The following is a 20,635-nucleotide window of genomic DNA, read 5'->3' on the forward strand; positions in this document are numbered from 1 at the left end:
CGCTGAGTACGTTGGTGCGCGGGGGTGCCTGATTCCGAGGGGACCCTTGCGTGAGCCTGCCGTGCCTGTCGTCCGCTCCACCACAGCGGCCCCACGCCGCCGCCACCCGGAACCCCCAATCCGGCAGCCGCACCCCCGTCCGGCAGGCGGCACCCCACAGCCGCACTCCACAGCCGCACTCCACAGCCGCACCCACAGCCGCACCCACAGCCGTGTCGGAAACTCATCGGTCCATGTCCGAAACCGGCCGGACACCGCGCCCGTGCGCTGATATCAATCGATCATGACTTCCGCCACTGACCGCTCCGCCACTGACCGCTCCGCCACTGACCGCACCGCTCTCTTCCACGCCCTCCACGCGCCGGGCCCGCTCGTCCTCCCCAACGCCTGGGACGTCGCCTCCGCCCTCATCGTCGAGGCGGCCGGTGCCAAGGCGGTCGCCACCACCAGCGCCGGGGTGGCGTGGAGCCTCGGCGCGCCGGACGGGGACGCGCTCGACCGCGACCTCGCCATCGGTCTCGTCGCGAGGATCGCCGCGGCGGTGGGGGTTCCGGTGACCGCGGACATCGAGTCCGGCTTCGGTGAGGACGCCGCTGGGGTCGCGGAGACGGCGAAGGCCGTCGAGGAGGCGGGCGCGTCCGGCGTCAACATCGAGGACGGGCAGGGCGCGGCGCTGAGGGACGTGCAGGAGCAGAGGGAACGTCTGCAGGCGGCACGGGAAGGTGGGCCGACGCTCTACATCAACGCCCGTGTGGACGTGTTCCTGCGGGGGATCGGTGAGCCGAAGGAGCGGCTGCGGCACGCGCTCGACCGCGCGCGGGTCTACCTGGAGGCGGGAGCCAGCGGCATCTTCGTGCCGGGCGTCACCGATCTCGAGACCGTGGAGCTGCTGGCGCGGAACATCAACGCGCCGTTGAACGTGCTGGCCGGTCCGGGCGCACCCGCGGTCCGAGAACTCGGGACCGCAGGTGCCGCCAGGATCAGCGTCGGCACCGCGCTGGCGTCAGCCGCCTACGCGACAGCCAAGAAGGCGGCCGAGGAGTTGCTGGCCAAGGGCACCTATGACAGCACCGGTGAGGGCTTGGGCTACGGCGAGCTCAACGCCCTCTTCCGCTAGTGCTTCTTGCCGCCGCGGAACTTGCGCAGCAGCTGTTCGGCCTGAGCGCGCTTGCGCGGGTCCTGCGCCATCTGCCGAGCCTTGGATTGGAGCTTGTGGCCCTGCGGGCTGCGCAGGAACCTGGTGATCTTGTCCATGAAGCCGGCCATTGGTCCTCCAGGTGTCCGTTACGTCCATTTCAACGGACGAAACCGTCCCAGGAGTTCCCGGCGGTCAGACCGGCGAAACGGTGATCCCGAGCGCACCTGGTCCGACGTGGGCGCCGATGGCCGAGCTGACCTGCGTCACCATGAACTGGCGGACGTTCGGCACGTTGCGGCGGAGGTTGCGCAGCAGGCGCGAGGCCTTCTCCTCCGCGTCGAAGTGCTCCACGGCCACGTCCACGGTGTCGGTGCCCGCGCGCTTGACCGCGATGTCGAGCATCCGGTTGAGCGCGCGGTCGGCGCCGATCACCTTGTCCAGCGGCGTGATCTGGCCGTCGGCCATGGTCAGCAACGGCTTCATCGACAGCACCCCGCCGACCAGGGCGGCCGCGGCGCCGATGCGGCCGCCGCGGCGCAGGTACTCGAGCGTGTCCACGTAGATCAGCTCGGTCGACCTGTCGAAGCGGCGCTGGGCCGTCGCAAGCACCTTCTCGACGCTGCCGCCCGCCTCGGCGACCTTCGCGGCGGCCTGGACGGCGTAGCCGATGCTCATCCCGCAGGTGTGGGTGTCGATGACGTGCACGGGCACGGGCACCTTGGCGGCGGCTTCCCCGGCCGCCTCGACGGTGGCGGACTGGCGGCTCGACACGTGCACGGACACGATCGAGCGAACGCCCTGCGTCGCCAGTTCGTGGTACGTCCGGAAGAACGAGTCCGGATCGGGTGGGATCGTCGCCACGGGCACGTTCGAACGCATGGCCGAGACCAGGTCCGGGACCGGGATGCGGGACTCGTCGTCGGTGTGGTCGCCGATCCGCACCTGGATCTGCACCACTTCGATGCCGAGCTTCTTGGTCAGCTGCGCCGGGAGGCAGGCCGTGGAGTCGGTCACGATAGCTACTCGCCGGTACATGTCAGCGCAGCCTAGACCCGAATGGGTTAAGTCTCAGTTGGTGGCGTCAACGGGTGACAACTGTCACGCTAGCGGGGTGCTTGCTGCTGTTTGCACGCGTGCTACTGGCGGGTAACATCCGGGTGATGGCAGGGTCGTGAACACCCGGCGGCGCAGTTCTAGAGTCCTCTGCGCAAGCGTCGCCGCCCGTCCGCAGGAGGTCGAAGAGGACCTATGAACATTGTTGTCCTGGTCAAGCAGGTGCCTGACACCTGGTCCGAGCGCAAGCTCACCGACGCCGACCACACCCTTGACCGCGAGTCCGCGGATGCCGTGCTCGACGAGATCAACGAGCGCGCCGTCGAAGAGGCCCTGCTGCTGCAGGAAGCCCACGGCGGTGAGGTCACCGTGATCGCGATGGGTCCCGACCGCGCCACCGACGCGATCCGCAAGGCGCTGTCGATGGGTGCCGACAAGGCGATCCACGTGAGCGACGAGGCCCTGCACGGGTCGGACTCGCTGGCCACGGCCAAGGTCCTCGCGAAGGCGATCGGCACGGTCGAGAACGTCGACCTGGTCATCGCGGGCAACGAGGCCACCGACGGCCGCGCGGGCGCTGTCCCGGCCATCCTCGCCGAGCTGCTCGGCCTGCCGCAGGTCACCCAGCTGCGCAAGGTCACGGTCGACGGTTCCACGATCAAGGGCGAGCGCGAGACCGACGAGGGCGTCGCCTTCGTCGAGGCGTCGCTGCCGGCCGTGGTCTCCGTGACCGAGAAGATCAACGAGCCGCGCTACCCGTCCTTCAAGGGCATCATGGCCGCGAAGAAGAAGCCCGTCTCCACGCTGACCGTGGCGGACCTCGGCGTCGACGCGTCCGAGGTCGGCCTGTCCGGTGCGCACACCCAGGTGCTCGAGGCGTCCCCGAAGCCGCCGCGCAGCGCGGGTCAGCGCATCGAGGACGGTGGCGACGGCGGTCAGAAGATCGCCGAGTTCCTCGTCGGCCAGAAGCTCATCTGAGGGAGGGGAAGTCATGTCTGAAGTTCTCGTTCTGGTCGACCACGTCGACGGCGAGGTCAAGAAGGTCAGCTACGAGCTGCTGACGGCCGCGCGTCGCCTGGGCACCCCGGCCGCCGTGGTCGTGGGCGCCTCCGGCACCGCGTCCAAGATCCGCGAGTCGCTCGGCAGGTTCGGCGCCGCGAAGGTCTACGCCGTCGAGTCCGACGACGCCGCCAACTTCCTCGTGACCCCGAAGGTCGACGCGCTGGCCGCCCTCGTCCCGAACGCGTCCGCGGTGCTCGTCTCCGCGACGGTCGAGGGCAAGGAGGTCGCGGGCCGTCTCGCCGCGCGCATCGGCTCCGGCTGGCTGGTCGACGTCGTGGACGTCGAGGCCGACGGCACCGGCGTGCAGTCCATCTTCGGTGGCGCGTTCGTCGTCAAGGCGAAGGTCAGCAAGGGCACCCCGGTCATCACCGTCCGCCCCGGCGGCGTCGAGGCCGAGGAGTCCACGGCGGACGCCGTGCTGGACGAGTCGGTCTCCATCTCCGTGGACGCCGCCAAGTCCGCCCGCGTGACCTCGCGCGAGGCCGTCGTCGGTGGCGACCGCCCGGAGCTGACCGAGGCCTCGGTCGTCGTCTCCGGTGGTCGCGGCGTCGGTTCCGCCGACAAGTTCTCCGTCGTCGAGGAGCTCGCGGACTCGCTCGGTGCCGCCGTCGGTGCCTCGCGCGCCGCGGTCGACTCGGGCTACTACCCGCACCAGTTCCAGGTCGGCCAGACCGGCAAGACGGTCTCGCCGCAGCTGTACGTGGCGCTGGGCATCTCCGGTGCCATCCAGCACCGCGCCGGCATGCAGACCTCGAAGACGATCGTCGCGGTCAACAAGGACCCCGAGGCCCCGATCTTCGAGATCGCCGACTTCGGCGTGGTGGGCGACCTGTTCAACGTCGCCCCGCAGCTGAAGGAAGAAGTCGCCAAGCGCAAGGGCTGAGCACCTCCGCGCTGACAACGGCCGCCCCGCCTCGGTGGGGCGGCCGTTGGCGTTTAAGGTCGTCTTCACGACCGGAGACCGCTGCTGGTCGCGGCCGGCGGTGACGAGTTCCCGGGGAGAAGAGCGTTGAGCGACAACAGCTTCGTCGTGCGAGGCCACGGCATGGGTTTCGAGGACGAAGACCGGACCATGTTCACGGTCGGCGTCGCCGAGCAGCCCGACGGCGGCGGCAGGCAGCTGATGGTCACGGCGAGCGAGGACGACCTCGACGACGCCGACTACGACATGGACTCGTACTGCGTCGTCGACGACGAACACCGCTGCACGTACGGCGGCGTGACCCGGGCGGAGCTCACCGGCGGCGTGCTGGTGCTGGAGTTCTCCGATAAGGCGGTCGCGGAGCTCGAACTGGCCGGGCCCGTCCTCTCGCTGGAGCTCGACCTCGCCCCGGACGTCGTCGCGGAACTGGCGGACGGCTACCGGCGCGTCTTCACGTTCGGGCGCGAGAGCTTCCGCCCGGTGCTGGGTGGCGACCTCGCCTGAAGCGGATGTCCGTTTCGGGATGCTAAAGGTAGTCAGGGATATGTCAGGGCTTTGGCGAAGTCTGTCCGCATCGACCGGATGAAAGGGTCCTGATGCGACAGATCAAGCGAGTGGCGTCCGTGGTGCTCGGCCTGACGATGGCCGCCGGTTTCATGACGCTCGCCGCCGCGCCGGCCAGTGCCGACCGCCCGTGCACCGGACGTCAGCAGAAGCTCTACTTCATGGGCGAGAAGGACGCGAACTTCGGTGGCAGCGGCATCGTCACGCTGCTCAACTGCCACGCCACCAAGCGCAAGGCGAGCATCGACGTCTCGCGCGGCTTCGACCCGGACTGCAAGAGCATCCCGTTCGGCGAGACGCGGTCCTTCGAGTACAACCGGCTCAAGGGCATCGCGGAGTACAACAAGCCCAAGTGGTGCTGAGTCCCGCGGCCCGCGAAGCCCCTCCGCGAGGAGGGGCTTTTCGCATCTCCGGGGGTTAACCCGACTGCCACTGACCGGTCATCGTTCTGACCTGCTGTCATTCGCCGACCCGGCCCCACCCTGGTTCGCATGACGCAGCCGGAACTGCTTGTCAGCACCCCTGTCCGACAGGACGCGGACGCTCCTCGCTACTCCCTCCTCGTCGCCCGTGACAGCGAAGAGGTCGTCGCCGCGCAGAAACTGCGTTACGAGGTGTTCGCCGGTGAGATGGGGGCGACGCTGCGCACCGGCGTGCCCGGCCACGACGTCGACGAGTTCGACCGGCACTGCGACCACCTCGTGGTGCGGGACGACCGGACCGGCGAAATCGTCGGCGGCTACCGCATGCTGCCGCCCGAGCGGGCCAGGGAGGCCGGGCGGCTCTACAGCGACGGCGAGTTCGACCTCGCCAACCTCGACGACATCCGGCACAGCACCGTCGAGACCGGGCGCTCGTGCGTGCACCCCGACCACCGCAACGGCGCTGTCGTCAGCCTCGTGTGGGCGGGCATCGCGCGGTACATGTTGCTGAGCGGCCACAAGTGGCTCGTCGGGTGCGCGTCGATCCCCCTGCAGGACGGCGGCAGCTTCGCGGCCGGGGTGTGGGACGTGGTGCACGCCAAGCACTTCGCGCCCGAGCGGTACCGCGTCACGCCGCACAACCCGTGGGACGTCGACAGCGTCGCGCGGCCGGAGAAGACGGTGCTGCCGCCGCTGCTGAAGGGCTACCTGCGGCTCGGCGCCAAGATCTGCGGACGGCCCGCGCTCGACGCGGACTTCGGGGTCGCCGACCTGTTCATCCTGCTCGGCATGGACCACCTGGACCAGCGCTACCTCAAGTTCTTCCTGGGGGAGACGTCGTGAGCCACGCCTGGATGCCCGCGTCGCCGTGCGGTGACGGGTGCGTCGGCGCGACGCCCGCGGAGGTCGGCAGGGTCCGCCAGGTCTGGCGGGCGGTCACGGCGGTCACCGCACTGCTGTGCGGTGTCGCGATCGGCCTCGCCCTCCTGCTGCCGGGCAAGCAGCGCGAGAGCGCCATCAGGCTGTGGTTCCGCGTCGTGCTCCGGGCGTTCGGCGTCCGGCTGGAGGTGCACGGCGCGCGGAGGTTCCAGGAGATCCCCGAGCGCGGCGTGCTCGTCGCGAGCAACCACGTGTCGTGGCTCGACGAGCTCGCGATCGACTCGGTGCAGCCGATCAAGCTCGTCGCCAAGAAGGACGTCAAGAGCTGGCCGGTGCTCGGCCGGATCATCACCGCGGCGGGCACCGTCTACCTCGACCGCGAACGGCTCCGCGAGCTGCCCCGCACCGTCGACGAGCTGGCGGCGACCCTGCGCGGCGGCAGTGCCGTCGGCATCCACGCCGAGGGCACGACGTGGTGCGGGCTCGCGTCCGGGCGCTACAAGCCGGCGCTGTTCCAGGCGGCGCTCGACGCCGGTGTGCCGGTGCGGCCGATCGTGCTGCGCTACCGGATCGGCGACCACCTGACGACGCAGCCGGCGTTCATCGGCAGCGACACGCTCGTCGACTCGATCCGCCGCGTGCTGAAGGTGAAAGGCCTGGTCGTCGAGGTGCACGTGCTCGACGAGATCGCTCCCGGCAGGGCCGCGACGCGCAGGGAGCTCGCGAAACTCGCCGAAGAGCAGTCGAGCCGCTTGACCTCGACCGAACTGGAGATAGCACCATCAGGGGGTGACAGTCACCGCTCCCGCACCATCTCGTCTCTGGTCGCCTGACCGCCGCTGGCCCACCACGGGCATCCTCCTGCTGGTCACCCTGCTCGCCTTCGAGGTGATGGGGGTCAGCACGGCGATGCCCACGATGGTCCGCGAGCTGAGGGGCGAGGCGCTCTACGCGTGGCCGTTCCTCGCGAACCTGGCGGCGAGCGTCATCGCGACGGTGTTCTCCGGACGGTTGTCGGACCGGCGCGGACCCAAGCCCGCGGTGCTGATCGGGGTGGTGCTGTTCCTCGCCGGCCTCGTGGTCGCCGGTGCGGCGCAGACCATGACGACGCTGCTCGTCGGCCGGGTCCTGCAGGGCTTCGGCGCGGGCTTCCTGATCGTCGCGGTCTACGTGCTGATCGCGCTCGCCTACTCCGAGGAGGACCGGCCGGCCGTGTTCGGCGCGCTCTCCTCGGCGTGGGTGATCCCGTCGCTGGTCGGGCCGGCGGTCGCGGGCTGGGCCACCGAGCACCTGAGCTGGCGCTGGGTGTTCCTCGCGGTCGTGCCGCTGATCCTGCTCGGCAGCGTCCTGCTCGTCCCGGTGCTCAAGAAGCTGCCCCCGCACGGCGCCACGCCACCGCAGCGCAGGCACCTGCCGGCCGCCGCCGTGGCCGTCGGCGCCGGCGTGGTGGGCCTGAGCTGGGCGTTGCAGCACCGCACGTGGTGGCTGCTCGCGGTGGCGGTGCTGCTGCTGGCACCGGCCCTGCGCGTCCTGCTGCCGAAGGGCACGCTCCTCGCCCGGCGCGGCCTGCCCGTCACGATCCTCGCCCGCGGCCTGCTGGCGGGCTCGTTCTTCGCGGTCGAGGGCTTCATCCCGCTCACGCTGACCGTCGTGCACGGCTACTCGCCCCTGGAGGCGGGCATCCCGCTCACCCTGAGCGCGCTCGGCTGGGCCGGTGCGTCGATGTGGGCCTCACGGCACCCCGAGATCGAGCGCCACACCCTCGTGCGCGCCGGGTTCCTGTTCTCCGCGACCGGCATCGCGGCCGTGACGCTCATCGCACCCTCGTGGGGTCCCGCCTGGCTCACACCGGTCCTGTGGGGCGTCGCGGGCGCCGGCATGGGCATGGCGACGTCCAGCGTCGGCGTGCTGATGATGGCGGCGTCACCCGAGGCCGACCGCGGTTTCAACTCGGCCGCGCTGCAGATCAGCGACATGCTGTTCTCGGCGACCATGATCGGCATCGGCGGTGTGCTGGTCGTGGCGACGGCGCCGACCGCGGGCGTGGTGGCGCTGAACCTGTCGATGGCGGTGTTGGCCGTGGTGGGAGCGGTTCTGACCGGGCCCCGCATGCGGGCTACCCTTGAGTCCTGATGGCTTATCTCGACCACGCGGCCACGACCCCCATGCACCCCGAGGCGGTCGCGGCCATGACCGAGGCGTTGTCCACCACGGGCAACGCCTCGTCGCTGCACACCTCCGGCAGGCGGGCGCGGCGAGCGGTCGAGGAGGCCCGCGAGACGATCGCCGACGCCCTGGGCGCCCGGCCGTCCGAGGTGCTGTTCACCGGCGGCGGCACTGAGAGCGACAACCTCGCGGTCAAGGGCATCTACTGGGCGAGCGGGAAGCGCCGCGTGCTGGCCTCCGCCGTCGAGCACCACGCCGTGCTGGACGCCGTCGAGTGGCTGGAGCACCGGGGTGCCGAAGTGACCTGGCTGCCGACCGACCACTTCGGCCGCGTGTCCGCCGAGTCCGTGGCCGAGGCGCTGGACGACGACGTCGCGCTCGTCACCACGATGTGGGCGAACAACGAGGTCGGCACCATCAACCCCGTGCACGACATCGCCGCCGTGTGCGCCGAGCGCGGTGTGCCGTTCCACACGGACGCGGTGCAGGCCGTGGGCGCCGTCCCCGTCGACTTCGCCGCCTCCGGTGCCTCCGCGCTGACCATGACCGGCCACAAGGTCGGCGGGCCCTACGGCGTCGGTGTGCTCCTCCTCGCGCGTGACGTGAAGTGCGCGCCGTTGCTGCACGGTGGCGGCCAGGAGCGCGATGTGCGGTCCGGCACACTGGACGTGCCGTCGATCGTCGGCCTGGCGCGCGCGGTGCGGATCGCCGTCGACGAGCAGGAACAGCGCGCCGCCGAGCTGACGGCGCTGCGCGACGAGCTGATCGCGTCGGTGCGCGCGGTGGTGCCCGACGTGGTCCTGAACGGTGATCCGGCCGACCGGCTGCCCGGCAACGCGCACCTGACGTTCCCCGGCTGCGAGGGCGACAGCCTGCTGATGCTGCTCGACGCCCGCGGTGTCGAGTGCTCGACGGGCTCCGCGTGCACGGCCGGTGTCGCGCAGCCGAGCCACGTGCTCGTCGCGATGGACGTCGAACCGGCACTGGCCCGGGGGTCGCTGCGGTTCTCGCTCGGGCATACGTCGACCCGCGCCGATGTTGAAAAACTCGTGTCGGTGATCGGTCCGGTGGTGGAGAGGGCCCGCACGGCGGGTCTGGCAGGCATGAGGCGTTCCCGGAAGGTGGTCCAGCAGTGAAGGTCCTCGCGGCGATGAGCGGTGGTGTCGACTCCGCGGTGGCGGCGGCACGCGCCGTCGAAGCGGGGCACGACGTGACCGGCGTGCACCTGGCGTTGTCGGCGAAGCCCGGCACCCTGCGCACCGGGGCGCGCGGGTGCTGCACCGTCGAGGACGCCCACGACGCCCGGCGCGCGGCCGACCTCATGGGCATCCCGTTCTACGTCTGGGACTTCGCCGAGCGCTTCACCGAAGAGGTCGTCGAGGACTTCGTCGCGGAGTACGCGGCGGGCCGCACGCCGAACCCGTGCCTGCGCTGCAACGAGCGCATCAAGTTCGAGGCGTTGCTGGACAAGGCGATCGCCCTGGGCTTCGACGCCGTCTGCACCGGCCACTACGCGCGCCTCGAGGTGGTCGACGGCCGTCCCGAGCTGCGCCGCTCGGCCGACCTGGGCAAGGACCAGTCCTACGTGCTGGCGTCGCTGACGGCGGACCAGCTCGCGCACGCCATGTTCCCGTTGGGGGACACGACGAAGGACGACGTCCGGGCCGAGGCGGCGTCGCGCGGCCTGTCGGTCGCGAAGAAGCCGGACAGCCACGACATCTGCTTCATCCCGGACGGCGACACGCAGAAGTTCCTGGCCGGTCGGATGGAGACCAAGCCGGGCCTGCTGATCGACGACGCGACCGGCGCGGTGCTCGGCCGGCACGCGGGTGTGCACGAGTTCACCGTGGGCCAGCGCAAGGGCCTCGGCATCGACGGTCCCGCCCCCGACGGACGGCCGCGGTACGTGCTCGCGCTGGAGCCGGTGTCGGGCAACGTCCGGGTCGGCTCGGTCGAGAAGCTCGCCGTGACCGGCATTTCCGCTTCCTCGCCCGTGGCGCACGTTCCGTTCGACGGGCCGGTCGAGTGCGTCGCGCAGGTGCGGGCCCACGGCGGCACCGCTCCGGCGGTGGCCGAGCTGGTAGACGGCGTGCTGCGGGTGCGGCTGCGGGAGCCGCTCAAGGGCGTGGCGCCCGGCCAGGCAGTCGCGATCTACCGCGAGGACGCGGCGGGCGACGTCGTGCTGGCGAGCGCGACCATCGACGCCACCGGCTAAATCGCTTGTAGGGCCGGGAAAGCGGATCTAGCGTTCGCTGTGTGACGTTCATGGACGCGTTGTTCCCGGAGTCGGACCTGGCCGCCCGCGCCCGCAGCGCGTTCCGGTGCTTCGTCAGCCCCGCGGACCGGCGGAAGCTGAGCGGTCAGGCCCGTCACGACGACCTGCCCGTGTGGGTCGTGACGCCGTTGCGCCGCTTGGGCGCTCGCCGGTTCCGCCGGGCTAGCTGGGACGCCACTCCGAGTTCGCTCCGCACAGGAGCACGCAGGGCAGCTCACTCGACACGTCGCCCCTGAGGAACGCCGCGAACGCCGCCGCGGCGGCCGGTTCGACCGCGAGCCGGAACTCCTCCCACAGGCGGTCGCGCGCCGCGAGGATCTCCGCGTCGGAGACCAGCAGCGAGGAAACGTCGTGCTGTTGCAGGATCTCCAGCGCCAACGAACCCGCGCGGGTGGCGCCCAGCGCGTCCGCGGCGACGGAGTCCACCACCGAGTCGACGGGTTCGCCGGCCTCCAGCGCGTTGTGCACAGCGCGGCAGTTCTCGGGTTCCACGGCGACGATGTGCCGTCCCCCGGAGGCCAGCGCGGCACCCGCGACGAGACCGCCGCCGCCCACCGCCACGAAGATCGCGTCCACGTCCGGGGCGTCCTCGACGATCTCCCGCGTCACCGTGGCCTGCCCCTCGATCACGGTCCGGCTGTTGTAGGCCTCGACGTAGGGCAGGTCGAGCTCGCGGGCGGCAGCGGCGGCCTCGGCGTAGGTCCTGCCGTGGCGGATCAGCTTGGCGCCCAGCGCCTCGATGCGCCGCGTCTTGGTCTCGGGCGCGGTCACCGGGACGAAGACCGTGGCGTGCGCGCCGAGCAGCTGGGCGGCCTGCGCGACGGCGATGCCGTGGTTGCCGCCCGACGCGGTGACGACCTCGGAGACGTTCAGCGCCAGCAGGGTGTTCACCGCACCGCGGAGCTTGAACGACCCGGTGAGCTGCAGGTGCTCCAGCTTGAACACGAGCGGCCTGCCGTCGGCGGACACGCGCATGACCGGGGTGCGGCGGACGTACTGCGACAACGTTCTCATGAGACCAGCTTCCACAAGAACTGCGCGAGAGTCACGAGGCCCAGCAGGAAACACACCAGCACGAAGGTGCCGCCGGCCATGACGACCAGGCACGCGCCCCAGGACGTCTCCTCGTGCGGCGTCGAGGCCAGCTCGCGCCGCAGCTCCAGACGTGCTTGCCGGTGCAGGGTCTCCAGGCGGGTGCGCGCGGTCTCGGTGGGGGCCTCGTCGACGCGGCCCTGCCAGGAAAGCGCTACCAGACGGGCTTCCGCGCGGCGGTAGGCGCGTTCGAAGGCCCGGGTCTCCTCGGGATCGCGTTCGTCGGAGAGGTAGGCCCAGCGCCCCGCCTGGGCCGGCTGGCCGAGCACGCGGTACACCTCGGCGAGGCGTTCGCGGAGGTCGAGCCGGTGGGGGAACGTGCCGACGAGGCCGGCGACGCGCTGACGTGCGCGAAGCACGTTCGCGAGGTCACCCCGTCGCAACTCCTCGGCCGCTTTGTGGAGCGTCAGCTCTACCGGCATGGGAAACAGTTTTGCAGGTGGGACTAGCTTTGACCCGTGTTCGGCCTATCGCTGCTGGTCTCCGGCCTCGCCTGGTGGCTGGGGCTCTACCTGCTCGCCCGCGACCCCCGCAAACCGCTGCTGTGGTGGGCGGGCGTCGGGATGATCGGCTATTCGGCGGCGGTCGTCGTGCCGCATCCCGTGCTGATCGGCGTGCCCTCGCTGGCCTGGACGGGTGCGATCCTGTTGCTCGCCCGCCCCGAGCTGATCAGGTGGTGGGCCGGCGGGGTGGCGGTGTTCCTCGTCGCGTCGTTCTGGTTGCCGTGGATCGTGCTGCTGCCCCTGGCGGTCTCGACGGTGCTGGCCATGAGGAAACGTGCCTACTTCTCACTCGTCGGGGTGATGTTCGGGCTCTCCGCCGCCGCGTTCCTGCTGCAACTGCTGCCCGACGCCCTGACGCTGCCGATGATCGGCTTCGACCTCGTCGTGTTCGGGGTGCTGGTCGCCGTGACCGACGCGGTCGAGGAGGGCGAGGCGATCCGCGCGGACATGCTGCGGTCGCTCGTCATCGCGGGCTTCACGGCCGTGCTGTTCGGCTCGCAGGTCGTCCTCTTCGGCGGCCCCGACCTCCTCGCGTTCACGACGGTGGCCGCGGCGATCGCCGTCCAGGTGCTCGCGAACCCCCTCGCCTCCGTGGTCGACCGTCTCGCCGTGCCGGCCGTGGCCGCCGAACGAGCCGAATTGCGCGAGGCCGCCGAGTCGCTGCCCAAGCGCCGCCCGTTGATCACCGAGGACGAGGCGGAGTTCGCCCGGCTGACGCGCAAGGCGCTGAGTCACTACGGCGATCTGGGAAAGCTCGTCGCGAGCCCGTTGATCGCGTTGACCGACGAGGGACCGCCTCTCGACCGCGCCGCCCAGTTGAAGGGCATGCTGCTTTCGAGCATTCAACGGCTGAAACCCGCCGACGGGGATTTCGGCACGAGCGACGAATGGCGTTACTACAACGCCGTCTACTTCTACTACGTCAAGGGAATCCGCCCGTACTCGGTCCGGACGAAGCGCGAGGACCTCGACGCCGAGGACCGGCGCGCGTTGCGGTGGTTCGTGACCCAGGTGCCCGAGCGCACGCTCCACAACTGGCAGAACGCCGCCGCGCGCCTGGTCGCGGCGGACCTGGTGGCAGGAGTTGGCAGCGCTTGACGTGGCTTTGGCAGCGTTGACCGGGCGATCGTCGGGCCATGTTGAAATTCGCCTTGAAACTCGACGGTGTCGCTTCGTTCGCTCTCGGTCTCCTGACCGTCCTGATCCGCCCGGAAGTCGGAATGCCGGCGGGTCTGCAGCTGGGGCTCGGCCTTTTCTGCGTGTTCTACGGCGTGGGCGTCTTCTTCCTCGGAACGCGCGCCGTCCCGGACCGCCGGATCGTGCTGCTCGTCATCATCGGAAACGTCGTCTGGGCGTTGGACAGCGTTCTCACCGCGACCACGGACTGGTTCCCGCTGACCGGTGTCGGCGTCGCGCTGGTGCTGGCCCAGGGCCTCGCCGTGCTGGGGTTCGCGGTGCTGCAGCTCATCGGCCTCAGGAGCGCAACGTCCGCGACCGGCCACGGAACTCGGCCACGACCTCGGTCCCACGCCTGACCGTGATGTCGTAGATCCCGCTGCGGCCGAACCGGGTCCGTTCCACCGCCTCCGCCACCAGCTCGTCACCGGAGTGCACGGGCTTGATGAAGTCGATCTCGGCCGTGGCGGCGACGGTGACGGACCCGGCCCTGTTGCAGGCGCAGGCGAACGCGGTGTCCGCCAGCAGGAAGACGTAGCCGCCGTGCGCGATGCCGTGGCCGTTGAGCATGTTCTCGGTGACAGCCATCCGCAGCACCGCGTAACCGTCGCGCAGCTCGATCGGCGTTATGCCGAGGCCGGTCGAGGCCTTGTCGGCGGCCAACATCTCAGCAGGACCATTCATTCGTGGCAGGGTAATCACCCTGGCGGTGGTGTCACGCAGCGTTCAAGTCGCCTTACTGTCCGATTGCATGATCGTTCAACATCGGAGGTGGGCACCATGGCTGGTTGTTCTTGCTGCGGCGGGTGTACGGGTCCCGGCTGCGGGTGCTGCAGCTCCTGCTGAGCGCCTTGATGGGATGAGGAAGGCCGTTGCGGGGACGGGAGTTCCCGCAACGGCCTTCGCCCGGTAGAGGTGCGATCAGCCCGTGCAGGCCTTGAACAGGGTGGTGAACTCCCAGTTCGCCTGCGAGATTCCACTGCACGTGGGCGAGACGCCGCCGCCAGGACAGCCCTTGTCGCGACCGGCGGACCAGAACGCGACGCGGCCGACGTGGTTGGCCTTCGACGGCCAGCTGCTGCCCGGGGGAGTGGCGCAGGACCACGGGGCGCGTCGCGGTCCTGCACCACGTGCGGGGAGGTGCTCCTACGTTCAGCACCTGCTCGATCACGGTAAGTGGCCTGGACCACAGCGTCAATGGGTCTAGACCTCTTCTGTCTGCCGGACAGTGGAACAATTCGCCGGGTGCGTGGAGCAACTGGAATCGGATCGCTGCCCGGAACCGACATCGACGAGGCGGCGCGCGTCGTCGTCGGAGAACTGCCCGAGCTGCCGCACGTCCCCGAACTGCCCGCCAGGGGAGTCGGCGCGGACATGATCGGCCGCACCGCCGGCCTGCTCGTCGACCTCGCGATCGAGGTCATCACCTCCGGGTACCGGGTCACCCCGCGTCCCGGCCGCGACCACCGCCGTGCCGTCGACCTGCTGCGCGGCGACCTGGACGCGTTCGACGAGGCGCTGGAACGCGCGGGGGCCCGGCCCTCGGTGGTCAAGGTGCAGGCCGCGGGGCCGTGGACGCTGATGTCGAACATCGAGCTGATGCGCGGCCATCGGGTCCTCACGGACCGCGGGGCGGTCAAGGAGTTCTCCGAGTCGCTCGCCGAGGGGCTGCGGCAGCACGCCGCCGAGGTCGCCAGGCGGACCGGGGCGGAGGTCGTCGTGCAGCTCGACGAACCGGGCCTGCCCGCCGTGCTGCGGGGCCTGCTGCCGACGCCGTCCAAGCTCGGCACCGTGCCCGCCGTGCCGGAGCCCGACGCCCGCGCGGTGCTGGCCACCGTGATCGAGGCGTTGGGGGACCACGAGGTGGTCGTGCACTGCTGCGCGCCCCATCCGCCGCTGACGCTGCTGCGCGAGGCGGGGGCGACGGCGATCGCGTTCGACGCGACGTTGGTCAAGGGTGCGGAGGCCCTCGACGAGATCGGCGAGACCTGGGAGGCGGGCACGACGCTGGCGCTGGGCCTGGTGCCGAGCACCGACCCCGGCGTCCCGGTGACGTTGAAGGAGGTCGGGCAGCGGGCGTTCACCCTGGTCGACCGCCTGGGCTTCCCGCGGTCGATCCTCGCCGAGAAGGCGTTGCCCACTCCCACGTGCGGTCTGGCGGGTGCCACGTCCACCTGGGTCAAACGCGCCCTCTCGCTGACGCGTGACCTCTCCTCGTCGTTCTCGGAGCCGCCCGAGGGCTGGTGATGTCCGGTGCGTGGGGCTAGTCTGCTGCGAACTATTAGGAAACTTTCTTAACCGTAGGCCGAGCGTCGGGGCCTGGACCGGGAGTTCCTCATCATGCGCATCAGACGTGCGGCCCTCGTGGCCGCGGTCCTCACCAGCGTGGTCGTGGCGCCTGCACAGGCCCAGCCGGCCCCCGCCGGCCACATCAGGCTGGACCAGGTCGGTTTCGGCACCTCCGAGCAGAAGCACGCGTACGTGCTCGGCGGTGCCGCGAACACGAAGTTCTCCGTCGTCGACAGTCGCGGCCGGACCGTGCTGACCGGCAGGACGGGTGCCTCGACGGGCTCGTGGAGCGACAGGTTCCCGGCCGTGCACCCGATCGACTTCTCCACGCTGAAGAAGTCGGGCACCTACCGGATCAAGGTCGGCTCCGCGACGTCGGCGCCGTTCGAGGTCGACTCGCTGAAGAAGCTGTTCTCGCCGGTCGCGCACAACACCGTCGAGTTCTTCCAGGCGCAGCGCGACGGCGCCGACGTCGTCCCCGGCCGGCTGGACCGCAAGCCCGCGCACCTCACCGACCGCGAGGCGCTCGTCCACGAGACACCGGTGTTCGCGGGCGAAGGCGGCGACCAGATCGCGGCGCCGCTGAAGCCGACCGGTGCCGAGGTCGACCTCGAGGGCGGCTGGTTCGACGCGGGTGACTTCGTGAAGTTCACGCACGCCTCGTCGTACTCCACGGCGTCGATGCTGCTGGCGTTGCGCAACAAGCACAACGCCGCCCTCTACGAGGAGGCCGAGTTCGGCCTCAGGTGGCTCGACAAGGCGTGGGACGAGAAGACCGGCACGCTCTACGCGCAGGTCGGCATCGGCACCGGCTCCGAGGAGTTCGGCTTCGTCGGCGACCACGACGTCTGGCGCCTGCCCGAGGCCGACGACAAGCTCGACGTGGAGCCGGGCGACCGCGAGTACTACATCAAGCACCGCCCGGTGTTCCGCGCTAACGTCGCCGGCGAGAAGATCAGCCCGAACCTGGTCGGCCGCGTCGCCGGGTCGTTCGCGCTGGCGGCGCAGGTCGAGGCGCACCGGAACCCGCGCGTCGCGCGGTCGTACCTGGACAAGGCCGCCCAGCTGTTCGCGCTGGCCAAGACCTCGGACGTCGGCGAGCTCGTGACGGCGTTCCCGCACGCGTACTACCCCGAGGAGTCGTGGACCGACGACCTGGAGTTCGGCGCCACCCAGCTCGCGCTGGCCGCGAAGGCGTTGCACGACAAGCGCTACGGCCAGTTCGCCCGCGCCGCCGCCCACTGGGCCAAGGAGTTCCTGGCCACGGGTGACCCGGACACGCTGAACGTCTACAACATCTCCGCTCTGGCCCACGCCGACCTCGCCCCGTTGCTGCGCAAGGGCATCCCCGGCGCCGAGGTGACCGAGCAGCAGGTCGTGGGCGACATCGAGCGGCAGCTCCGCAAGGGCGCCGACGCCGCCCGGACCTCGCCGTTCCGCACCGCGGCCAACGTCGAGACCTGGGACGTGGGCTCGCGCACGTTCGGCTACATCACCACCGCCGCGCTGCACCAGAGGCTGACCGGCTCGAAGGAGTACGCGGTCTTCGGCACCCAGCAGCGCGGCTTCGCCCTGGGCACCAACGCCTGGGGCACCTCGCTGATCGTCGGTGTGGGCACGAAGTTCCCCGAGTGCCCGCACCACCAGGCCGCGAACCTCGCCGGTTCCCCGGACGGCGGCTCGAAGGTCCTGGTCGGTGCCGTGATCAACGGCCCGAACGACGCCACCCTGTTCGAGGGCCTCGGCGACATGCCGCCGGGCTCCGTGCCGTGCACCAAGCCGTACACGCTGGAGTTCGACTCCGCGAAGTCCGTGTTCGCCGACGACCTGCGCTCGTGGCCGAGCTCCGAACCGGCCATCGACTTCACGGCGACGGGCGTCCTCGGCTTCTCCCTGATCGCGAACTCCTGAGTGGCGCCGGCGCGGGCCCGGGTGTCCAATTCGGACTTGTGCTCAGGCTCGCGCTGGTCTTCTCGCTGCTCTTCTCCGGCACGCCACATGCGCTGCCCACGGACGTGGGGTGCCTGGTCCCCGCCGAACACGACCCGGACGTGATCCGGACCGTGCACGCCGTCGGTCTCTCCCTGGGCGTGAGCGACAAGGTGCTGCTCGCCGGGTTCGAGGCCGGGTGGGTCGAGTCGCACATGAACAACCTCGCCTGCGGCGACCGCGACTCGCTCGGCGTGTTCCAGCAGCGGCCGTCGATGGGCTGGGGGACGCCGGAGCAGGTCATGGACGTCTCCCACGCCGCGCGGAGCTTCTTCGAGCACGCGGTCCGGGTCGACCGCCCCGGCCTGTCGGCGGGCCTGCTGGCCGACGCGGTGCAGCGGTCCTGCTGCCCGGGGCGGTACGACCAGTCGCAGCCGCGCGCGTCGTCCCTGATCCGGCGGGCGTGGCAGGGCGGGCCCGAGGTCGTCGGTGGTGTCGTGCACCTGGTGACCGACGGCGACGTGTGGGCCGGTTCGACGCGGTTGAGCACGTTCGAGGACTTCGTGGGACGGCCCTCGGTGGCCGGGTCCGTCGTGTACGCGCGGACGGCCCGCGGCGAGGTACGGGCTCTGGCCGACGGGGTCTGGCGGGTGGTGGCCTCGGGGGTGGCGGGGGATCCGGAGGCGGTGCCGCGTCCTGATGGGACGGTCGAGCTGTACGCGGTGCTGGTGGACGGCAGCGTCGCGACACTGTCGGACCCCGGTGCGGTGGGAATGGGGGGTGGATCTCCCCGGGGGGCCCGCCAGTCGGTACCGATTCCGCGCCGCTCGGCCGCGCCTCGCCCCGTTCCGGCCTGGCAGCCCCTGAGCCCACCCGGATTCGCCCAGGGCAAGCCATCAGCCGTCCTCCAGCGGGACGGCACCGCCACCCTCCACGTCCGTTCCGGCGACAAGCTCATGGCGGGCAACGCGGGCGCCTGGCGCATAACGGCGTACGGCCTGGAAGCATCACCCGAAGCGGTGATCCGCCAGGACGGGACGACAGGCCTCTACACGCTCATGGCCGGACGCCCGCACCGCCTCGGGGCCACGACCTGGGAACCGTTGGGCGACAACGCCTTCATCGACACCGTGTCCGCCCAGCCCGACGGCACGATCCACGCCCGCAGGTCCGGCGGAGAGGTCGTCAGAGCCGGTTGAACGGCTCCGCGTACCGGAAGGGCCCCGCGGGCACGTCCGAGAACAACCGCGCCTGGAAGTACGGCTCCCAGGCGGGGTCGGGCGGCGTGATCCCGAACTCCGAGGCCATCCGGAACCCGAACCGCGAGTAGTAGTCCGGCGACCCCAGCAGGATCACCGCGCGCTCGCCACGTGCCTCCGCGGCTCCCAGCACCGCGTGCATCAACGCCGACCCGATGCCGGCGCGCTGGTGCGCGGGGTGCACCGCGATCGGCCCGAGTCCCAGCGCCGGCACGGAGTCGACGTACCCGCGCGTGCACACGACGTGCCCGAGAACGGCGTCCTCCACCAGCGACAGCTCCGGGATCCAGCCCGGGTCGTCCCGCAGCCAGTCGATCAGCAGAGCTTCGGGCCCGTCCTTGAAAGCGAGATCGGTGACGTCACGGATGGCGGAGATGTCTGCGGGTGTCTCCCGCCGGATCAGCATGCCGCGCACTGTGGCCAAATTCGTCGCCGGGCGCCACTCCATTTTCGCCGCCACCATCCGCGGCGTGGTCGTGAGACAGACCGTGATGATGTGTGTCCTTGCCGTGGTGGCCTATCTCGCCGTGTGGTGGGCCTTCAGCGGCACGGAACCGGGTGTCCAAGTTCGACTGTGCGGCGTCGCGGGTGAACGTGCAGGTCATGGATGTGAAACGAGGAAGTTGCCCCGAAGGGGCCGAAATCGGTGTTCCCTATGAGGAGATGACGCTCTGCCTGAGGAGGGTGCGTTGATCGTCTTCGAGGGGCCGGCCGAGTTCGACGCCTGGCTGCACCGCAACGGCGCGACCGAGACCGAGTTGTGGATCAAGTACGCCAAGAAGGGGTCGGGGCTCAGGACGATCACCTACGACGAGGCGCTGGACGTGGCCCTGTGCCACGGGTGGATCGACGGGCTCGTGCGGTCCGTGGACGAGACCTACTACTCGCAGCGGTGGACGCCGCGGAAGCCGCGCAGCAAGTGGTCCAAGCGCAACTGCGGCAAGGTCGAGGCGCTCGTCGCGGCCGGGAAGATGCTGCCGGCGGGCCTGAGGGAGGTCGAGAAGGCCAAGGCGGACGGGCGGTGGGACGCGGCGTATGCGGGGCCCGCCACGATAGAGGTGCCGGACGACCTCGTCGCGGCGCTCGACGCCAACCCCCGGGCCGCCGAGTTCTTCAAGACCTTGAACAGCCAGAACCGCTATGCGGTGTTGTTGCGCATCCACGACGCGAAGAGGCCGGAGACGCGCCGGAAACGCATCGCCCAGTTCGTTGAAATGCTGGCGGAGGGCCGCAAGCTCTACTCTTGAGAATCATGAAGTGGTTCCGCCGCCGCAAAGCCGAAGACGTCGTCCCCGACCACCTGCCGAACGCGCAGGAGGCGGCGCGGCGGTTCTGGGAACGGTGGTTCCAGCTGGTGCCGGTGGTCAGCGCGGCGCTCGGCGACGGTGAGCCGCACCGGGTCGAGGACGAGCTGCGGGACCTCGTCAGCGGACTGCACCCGGACCTCGTCTTCTCGCTCGAACAGGGCCACATGGCGATGTACGCGCTGGTGGTCACCGGCCAGGAGGACCCGCGGCTGCGTCCGTACACCGACGCCTGGATCGACGCCGCGCCGCCGTCGGACATGGTGTGGGAGTTCCACGACTCGGTGCCGGCGGTGCCGGACCCGACCGAGGTGGTCGTGAACCTCGGCGACGTGAGGATGCGGCTGGGCGACTACCGCGTGGTGGCCCAGGTGGACGGCGACGTGGTCGACGTCGCCGTCTACCACCCGGCGCTGGCCGGGTTGAGCGACCAGCAGCGGCAGACGATGACGTTCCTGCCGCTGGACGTCACCCTCGGCGAACGCCTCGCGGGGGAGAGGCTGCGGCGGGTGGAGACCGCGCAGCTCGAACCGGAGGGCACGATCAGCCTGCTGGAGCTGCGTTCACTCGTCCGTGAGCTGGCCGGGGATTCGCGGCTCTGA

General features: G+C 70.6%; 23 protein-coding genes. 17 read left to right on the forward strand and 6 right to left on the reverse strand.

Going from position 1 to position 20,635, the window contains the following annotated elements; translation table 11 throughout:
- The first annotated feature begins 283 nt into the window (after positions 1–283).
- Entirely contained in the window at positions 284–1,117 is an 834-nt protein-coding gene (locus BLQ91_RS04505) for an isocitrate lyase/PEP mutase family protein (RefSeq protein ID WP_090095339.1), read from the forward strand.
- Here BLQ91_RS04505 and BLQ91_RS41055 read toward each other — a convergent pair.
- Together BLQ91_RS41055 and BLQ91_RS04510 are read right to left on the reverse strand one after the other, a co-directional pair.
- Complete coding sequence (locus BLQ91_RS41055) at positions 1,114–1,266, reverse strand: hypothetical protein (protein WP_176959565.1); 153 nt, start codon at positions 1,264–1,266, stop codon at positions 1,114–1,116. The genes BLQ91_RS04505 and BLQ91_RS41055 overlap by 4 nt on opposite strands.
- 64 nt (positions 1,267–1,330) lie before the next feature.
- Positions 1,331–2,173, reverse strand: coding sequence for a DegV family protein (locus BLQ91_RS04510; protein ID WP_090095340.1), 843 nt, complete (start codon positions 2,171–2,173; stop codon positions 1,331–1,333).
- 213 nt (positions 2,174–2,386) lie between these two features.
- Here BLQ91_RS04510 and BLQ91_RS04515 point away from each other — a divergent pair, with 213 nt between their 5' ends.
- The 9 genes from BLQ91_RS04515 to mnmA all read left to right on the forward strand — a co-directional run bounded on the left by BLQ91_RS04515 (position 2,387) and on the right by mnmA (position 10,421).
- The gene (locus tag BLQ91_RS04515) at positions 2,387–3,169 is read left to right on the forward strand and encodes an electron transfer flavoprotein subunit beta/FixA family protein (RefSeq protein ID WP_090095341.1); all 783 of its coding nucleotides are present in this window, start codon (positions 2,387–2,389) and stop codon (positions 3,167–3,169) included.
- Between the two features lie 13 nt (positions 3,170–3,182).
- Complete coding sequence (locus tag BLQ91_RS04520; protein ID WP_090095342.1) at positions 3,183–4,136, forward strand: electron transfer flavoprotein subunit alpha/FixB family protein; 954 nt, start codon at positions 3,183–3,185, stop codon at positions 4,134–4,136.
- Between the two features lie 126 nt (positions 4,137–4,262).
- A complete protein-coding gene (locus BLQ91_RS04525) occupies positions 4,263–4,679 on the forward strand; it encodes an Imm10 family immunity protein (protein ID WP_090095343.1) in 417 nt (138 codons plus the stop codon).
- 92 nt (positions 4,680–4,771) lie between these two features.
- The gene (locus BLQ91_RS04530; RefSeq protein ID WP_143022527.1) at positions 4,772–5,101 is read left to right on the forward strand and encodes a hypothetical protein; all 330 of its coding nucleotides are present in this window, start codon (positions 4,772–4,774) and stop codon (positions 5,099–5,101) included.
- Positions 5,102–5,230: 129 nt separating this feature from the next.
- Positions 5,231–6,004 (forward strand): GNAT family N-acetyltransferase, encoded by a 774-nt coding sequence (locus tag BLQ91_RS04535; RefSeq protein ID WP_090095345.1) that lies wholly within the window; start codon positions 5,231–5,233, stop codon positions 6,002–6,004.
- Positions 6,001–6,873 carry a lysophospholipid acyltransferase family protein gene (locus tag BLQ91_RS04540; RefSeq protein ID WP_245733095.1) on the forward strand — a complete coding sequence of 291 codons (873 nt, stop codon included), beginning with the start codon at positions 6,001–6,003 and terminating at the stop codon, positions 6,871–6,873. The genes BLQ91_RS04535 and BLQ91_RS04540 overlap by 4 nt, the downstream gene beginning before the upstream one ends.
- Positions 6,830–8,173 (forward strand): MFS transporter, encoded by a 1,344-nt coding sequence (locus tag BLQ91_RS04545; RefSeq protein ID WP_090095346.1) that lies wholly within the window; start codon positions 6,830–6,832, stop codon positions 8,171–8,173. Before BLQ91_RS04540 ends, BLQ91_RS04545 begins: the two co-directional genes overlap by 44 nt.
- Positions 8,173–9,342 (forward strand): cysteine desulfurase family protein, encoded by a 1,170-nt coding sequence (locus BLQ91_RS04550; RefSeq protein ID WP_090095347.1) that lies wholly within the window; start codon positions 8,173–8,175, stop codon positions 9,340–9,342. The genes BLQ91_RS04545 and BLQ91_RS04550 overlap by 1 nt, the downstream gene beginning before the upstream one ends.
- The gene (gene mnmA, locus BLQ91_RS04555; RefSeq protein WP_090095348.1) at positions 9,339–10,421 is read left to right on the forward strand and encodes a tRNA 2-thiouridine(34) synthase MnmA; all 1,083 of its coding nucleotides are present in this window, start codon (positions 9,339–9,341) and stop codon (positions 10,419–10,421) included. The genes BLQ91_RS04550 and mnmA overlap by 4 nt, the downstream gene beginning before the upstream one ends.
- A 222-nt stretch (positions 10,422–10,643) precedes the next feature.
- On the opposite strand, the gene BLQ91_RS04560 is transcribed toward mnmA, so the two are convergent.
- Together BLQ91_RS04560 and BLQ91_RS04565 are read right to left on the reverse strand one after the other, a co-directional pair.
- Complete coding sequence (locus tag BLQ91_RS04560; RefSeq protein WP_090095349.1) at positions 10,644–11,495, reverse strand: serine/threonine dehydratase; 852 nt, start codon at positions 11,493–11,495, stop codon at positions 10,644–10,646.
- The gene (locus tag BLQ91_RS04565) at positions 11,492–11,995 is read right to left on the reverse strand and encodes a DUF6584 family protein (protein ID WP_090095350.1); all 504 of its coding nucleotides are present in this window, start codon (positions 11,993–11,995) and stop codon (positions 11,492–11,494) included. The genes BLQ91_RS04560 and BLQ91_RS04565 overlap by 4 nt, the downstream gene beginning before the upstream one ends.
- Before the next feature lie 36 nt (positions 11,996–12,031).
- On the opposite strand from BLQ91_RS04565, the gene BLQ91_RS04570 reads away from it, so the two are divergent.
- Together BLQ91_RS04570 and BLQ91_RS04575 are read left to right on the forward strand one after the other, a co-directional pair.
- Positions 12,032–13,174 carry a hypothetical protein gene (locus BLQ91_RS04570; RefSeq protein ID WP_090095351.1) on the forward strand — a complete coding sequence of 381 codons (1,143 nt, stop codon included), beginning with the start codon at positions 12,032–12,034 and terminating at the stop codon, positions 13,172–13,174.
- A 38-nt stretch (positions 13,175–13,212) separates the two neighbouring features.
- On the forward strand, positions 13,213–13,611 hold the full coding sequence (locus BLQ91_RS04575; protein WP_090095352.1) for a hypothetical protein: 399 nt from the start codon (positions 13,213–13,215) through the stop codon (positions 13,609–13,611).
- On the opposite strand, the gene paaI is transcribed toward BLQ91_RS04575, so the two are convergent.
- Positions 13,550–13,936, reverse strand: a complete 387-nt coding sequence (gene paaI, locus BLQ91_RS04580; RefSeq protein ID WP_090095353.1) for a hydroxyphenylacetyl-CoA thioesterase PaaI — start codon at positions 13,934–13,936, stop codon at positions 13,550–13,552. The two genes, BLQ91_RS04575 and paaI, sit on opposite strands and share 62 nt — an antisense overlap.
- 513 nt (positions 13,937–14,449) lie before the next feature.
- On the opposite strand from paaI, the gene BLQ91_RS04585 reads away from it, so the two are divergent.
- From BLQ91_RS04585 to BLQ91_RS04595, 3 genes are all read left to right on the forward strand, one after another.
- Positions 14,450–15,499 (forward strand): methionine synthase, encoded by a 1,050-nt coding sequence (locus tag BLQ91_RS04585; RefSeq protein WP_090095354.1) that lies wholly within the window; start codon positions 14,450–14,452, stop codon positions 15,497–15,499.
- 93 nt (positions 15,500–15,592) lie between these two features.
- A complete protein-coding gene (locus BLQ91_RS04590; RefSeq protein ID WP_090095355.1) occupies positions 15,593–17,452 on the forward strand; it encodes a glycoside hydrolase family 9 protein in 1,860 nt (619 codons plus the stop codon).
- Between the two features lie 38 nt (positions 17,453–17,490).
- Positions 17,491–18,669: a hypothetical protein gene (locus BLQ91_RS04595; protein ID WP_090095356.1), complete on the forward strand. Its 1,179-nt coding sequence runs from the start codon at positions 17,491–17,493 to the stop codon at positions 18,667–18,669.
- Here the strand turns inward: BLQ91_RS04595 and BLQ91_RS04600 are convergent.
- Positions 18,656–19,135: a GNAT family N-acetyltransferase gene (locus BLQ91_RS04600; protein ID WP_090095985.1), complete on the reverse strand. Its 480-nt coding sequence runs from the start codon at positions 19,133–19,135 to the stop codon at positions 18,656–18,658. The two genes, BLQ91_RS04595 and BLQ91_RS04600, sit on opposite strands and share 14 nt — an antisense overlap.
- A 283-nt stretch (positions 19,136–19,418) precedes the next feature.
- On the opposite strand from BLQ91_RS04600, the gene BLQ91_RS04605 reads away from it, so the two are divergent.
- Together BLQ91_RS04605 and BLQ91_RS04610 are read left to right on the forward strand one after the other, a co-directional pair.
- Positions 19,419–19,976 carry a YdeI/OmpD-associated family protein gene (locus BLQ91_RS04605; protein WP_090095357.1) on the forward strand — a complete coding sequence of 186 codons (558 nt, stop codon included), beginning with the start codon at positions 19,419–19,421 and terminating at the stop codon, positions 19,974–19,976.
- Positions 19,977–19,981: 5 nt separating this feature from the next.
- Positions 19,982–20,635: a hypothetical protein gene (locus tag BLQ91_RS04610; RefSeq protein ID WP_090095358.1), complete on the forward strand. Its 654-nt coding sequence runs from the start codon at positions 19,982–19,984 to the stop codon at positions 20,633–20,635.

It is taken from the genome of Lentzea jiangxiensis (assembly GCF_900104175.1).
GTDB lineage: Bacteria > Actinomycetota > Actinomycetes > Mycobacteriales > Pseudonocardiaceae > Lentzea > Lentzea jiangxiensis.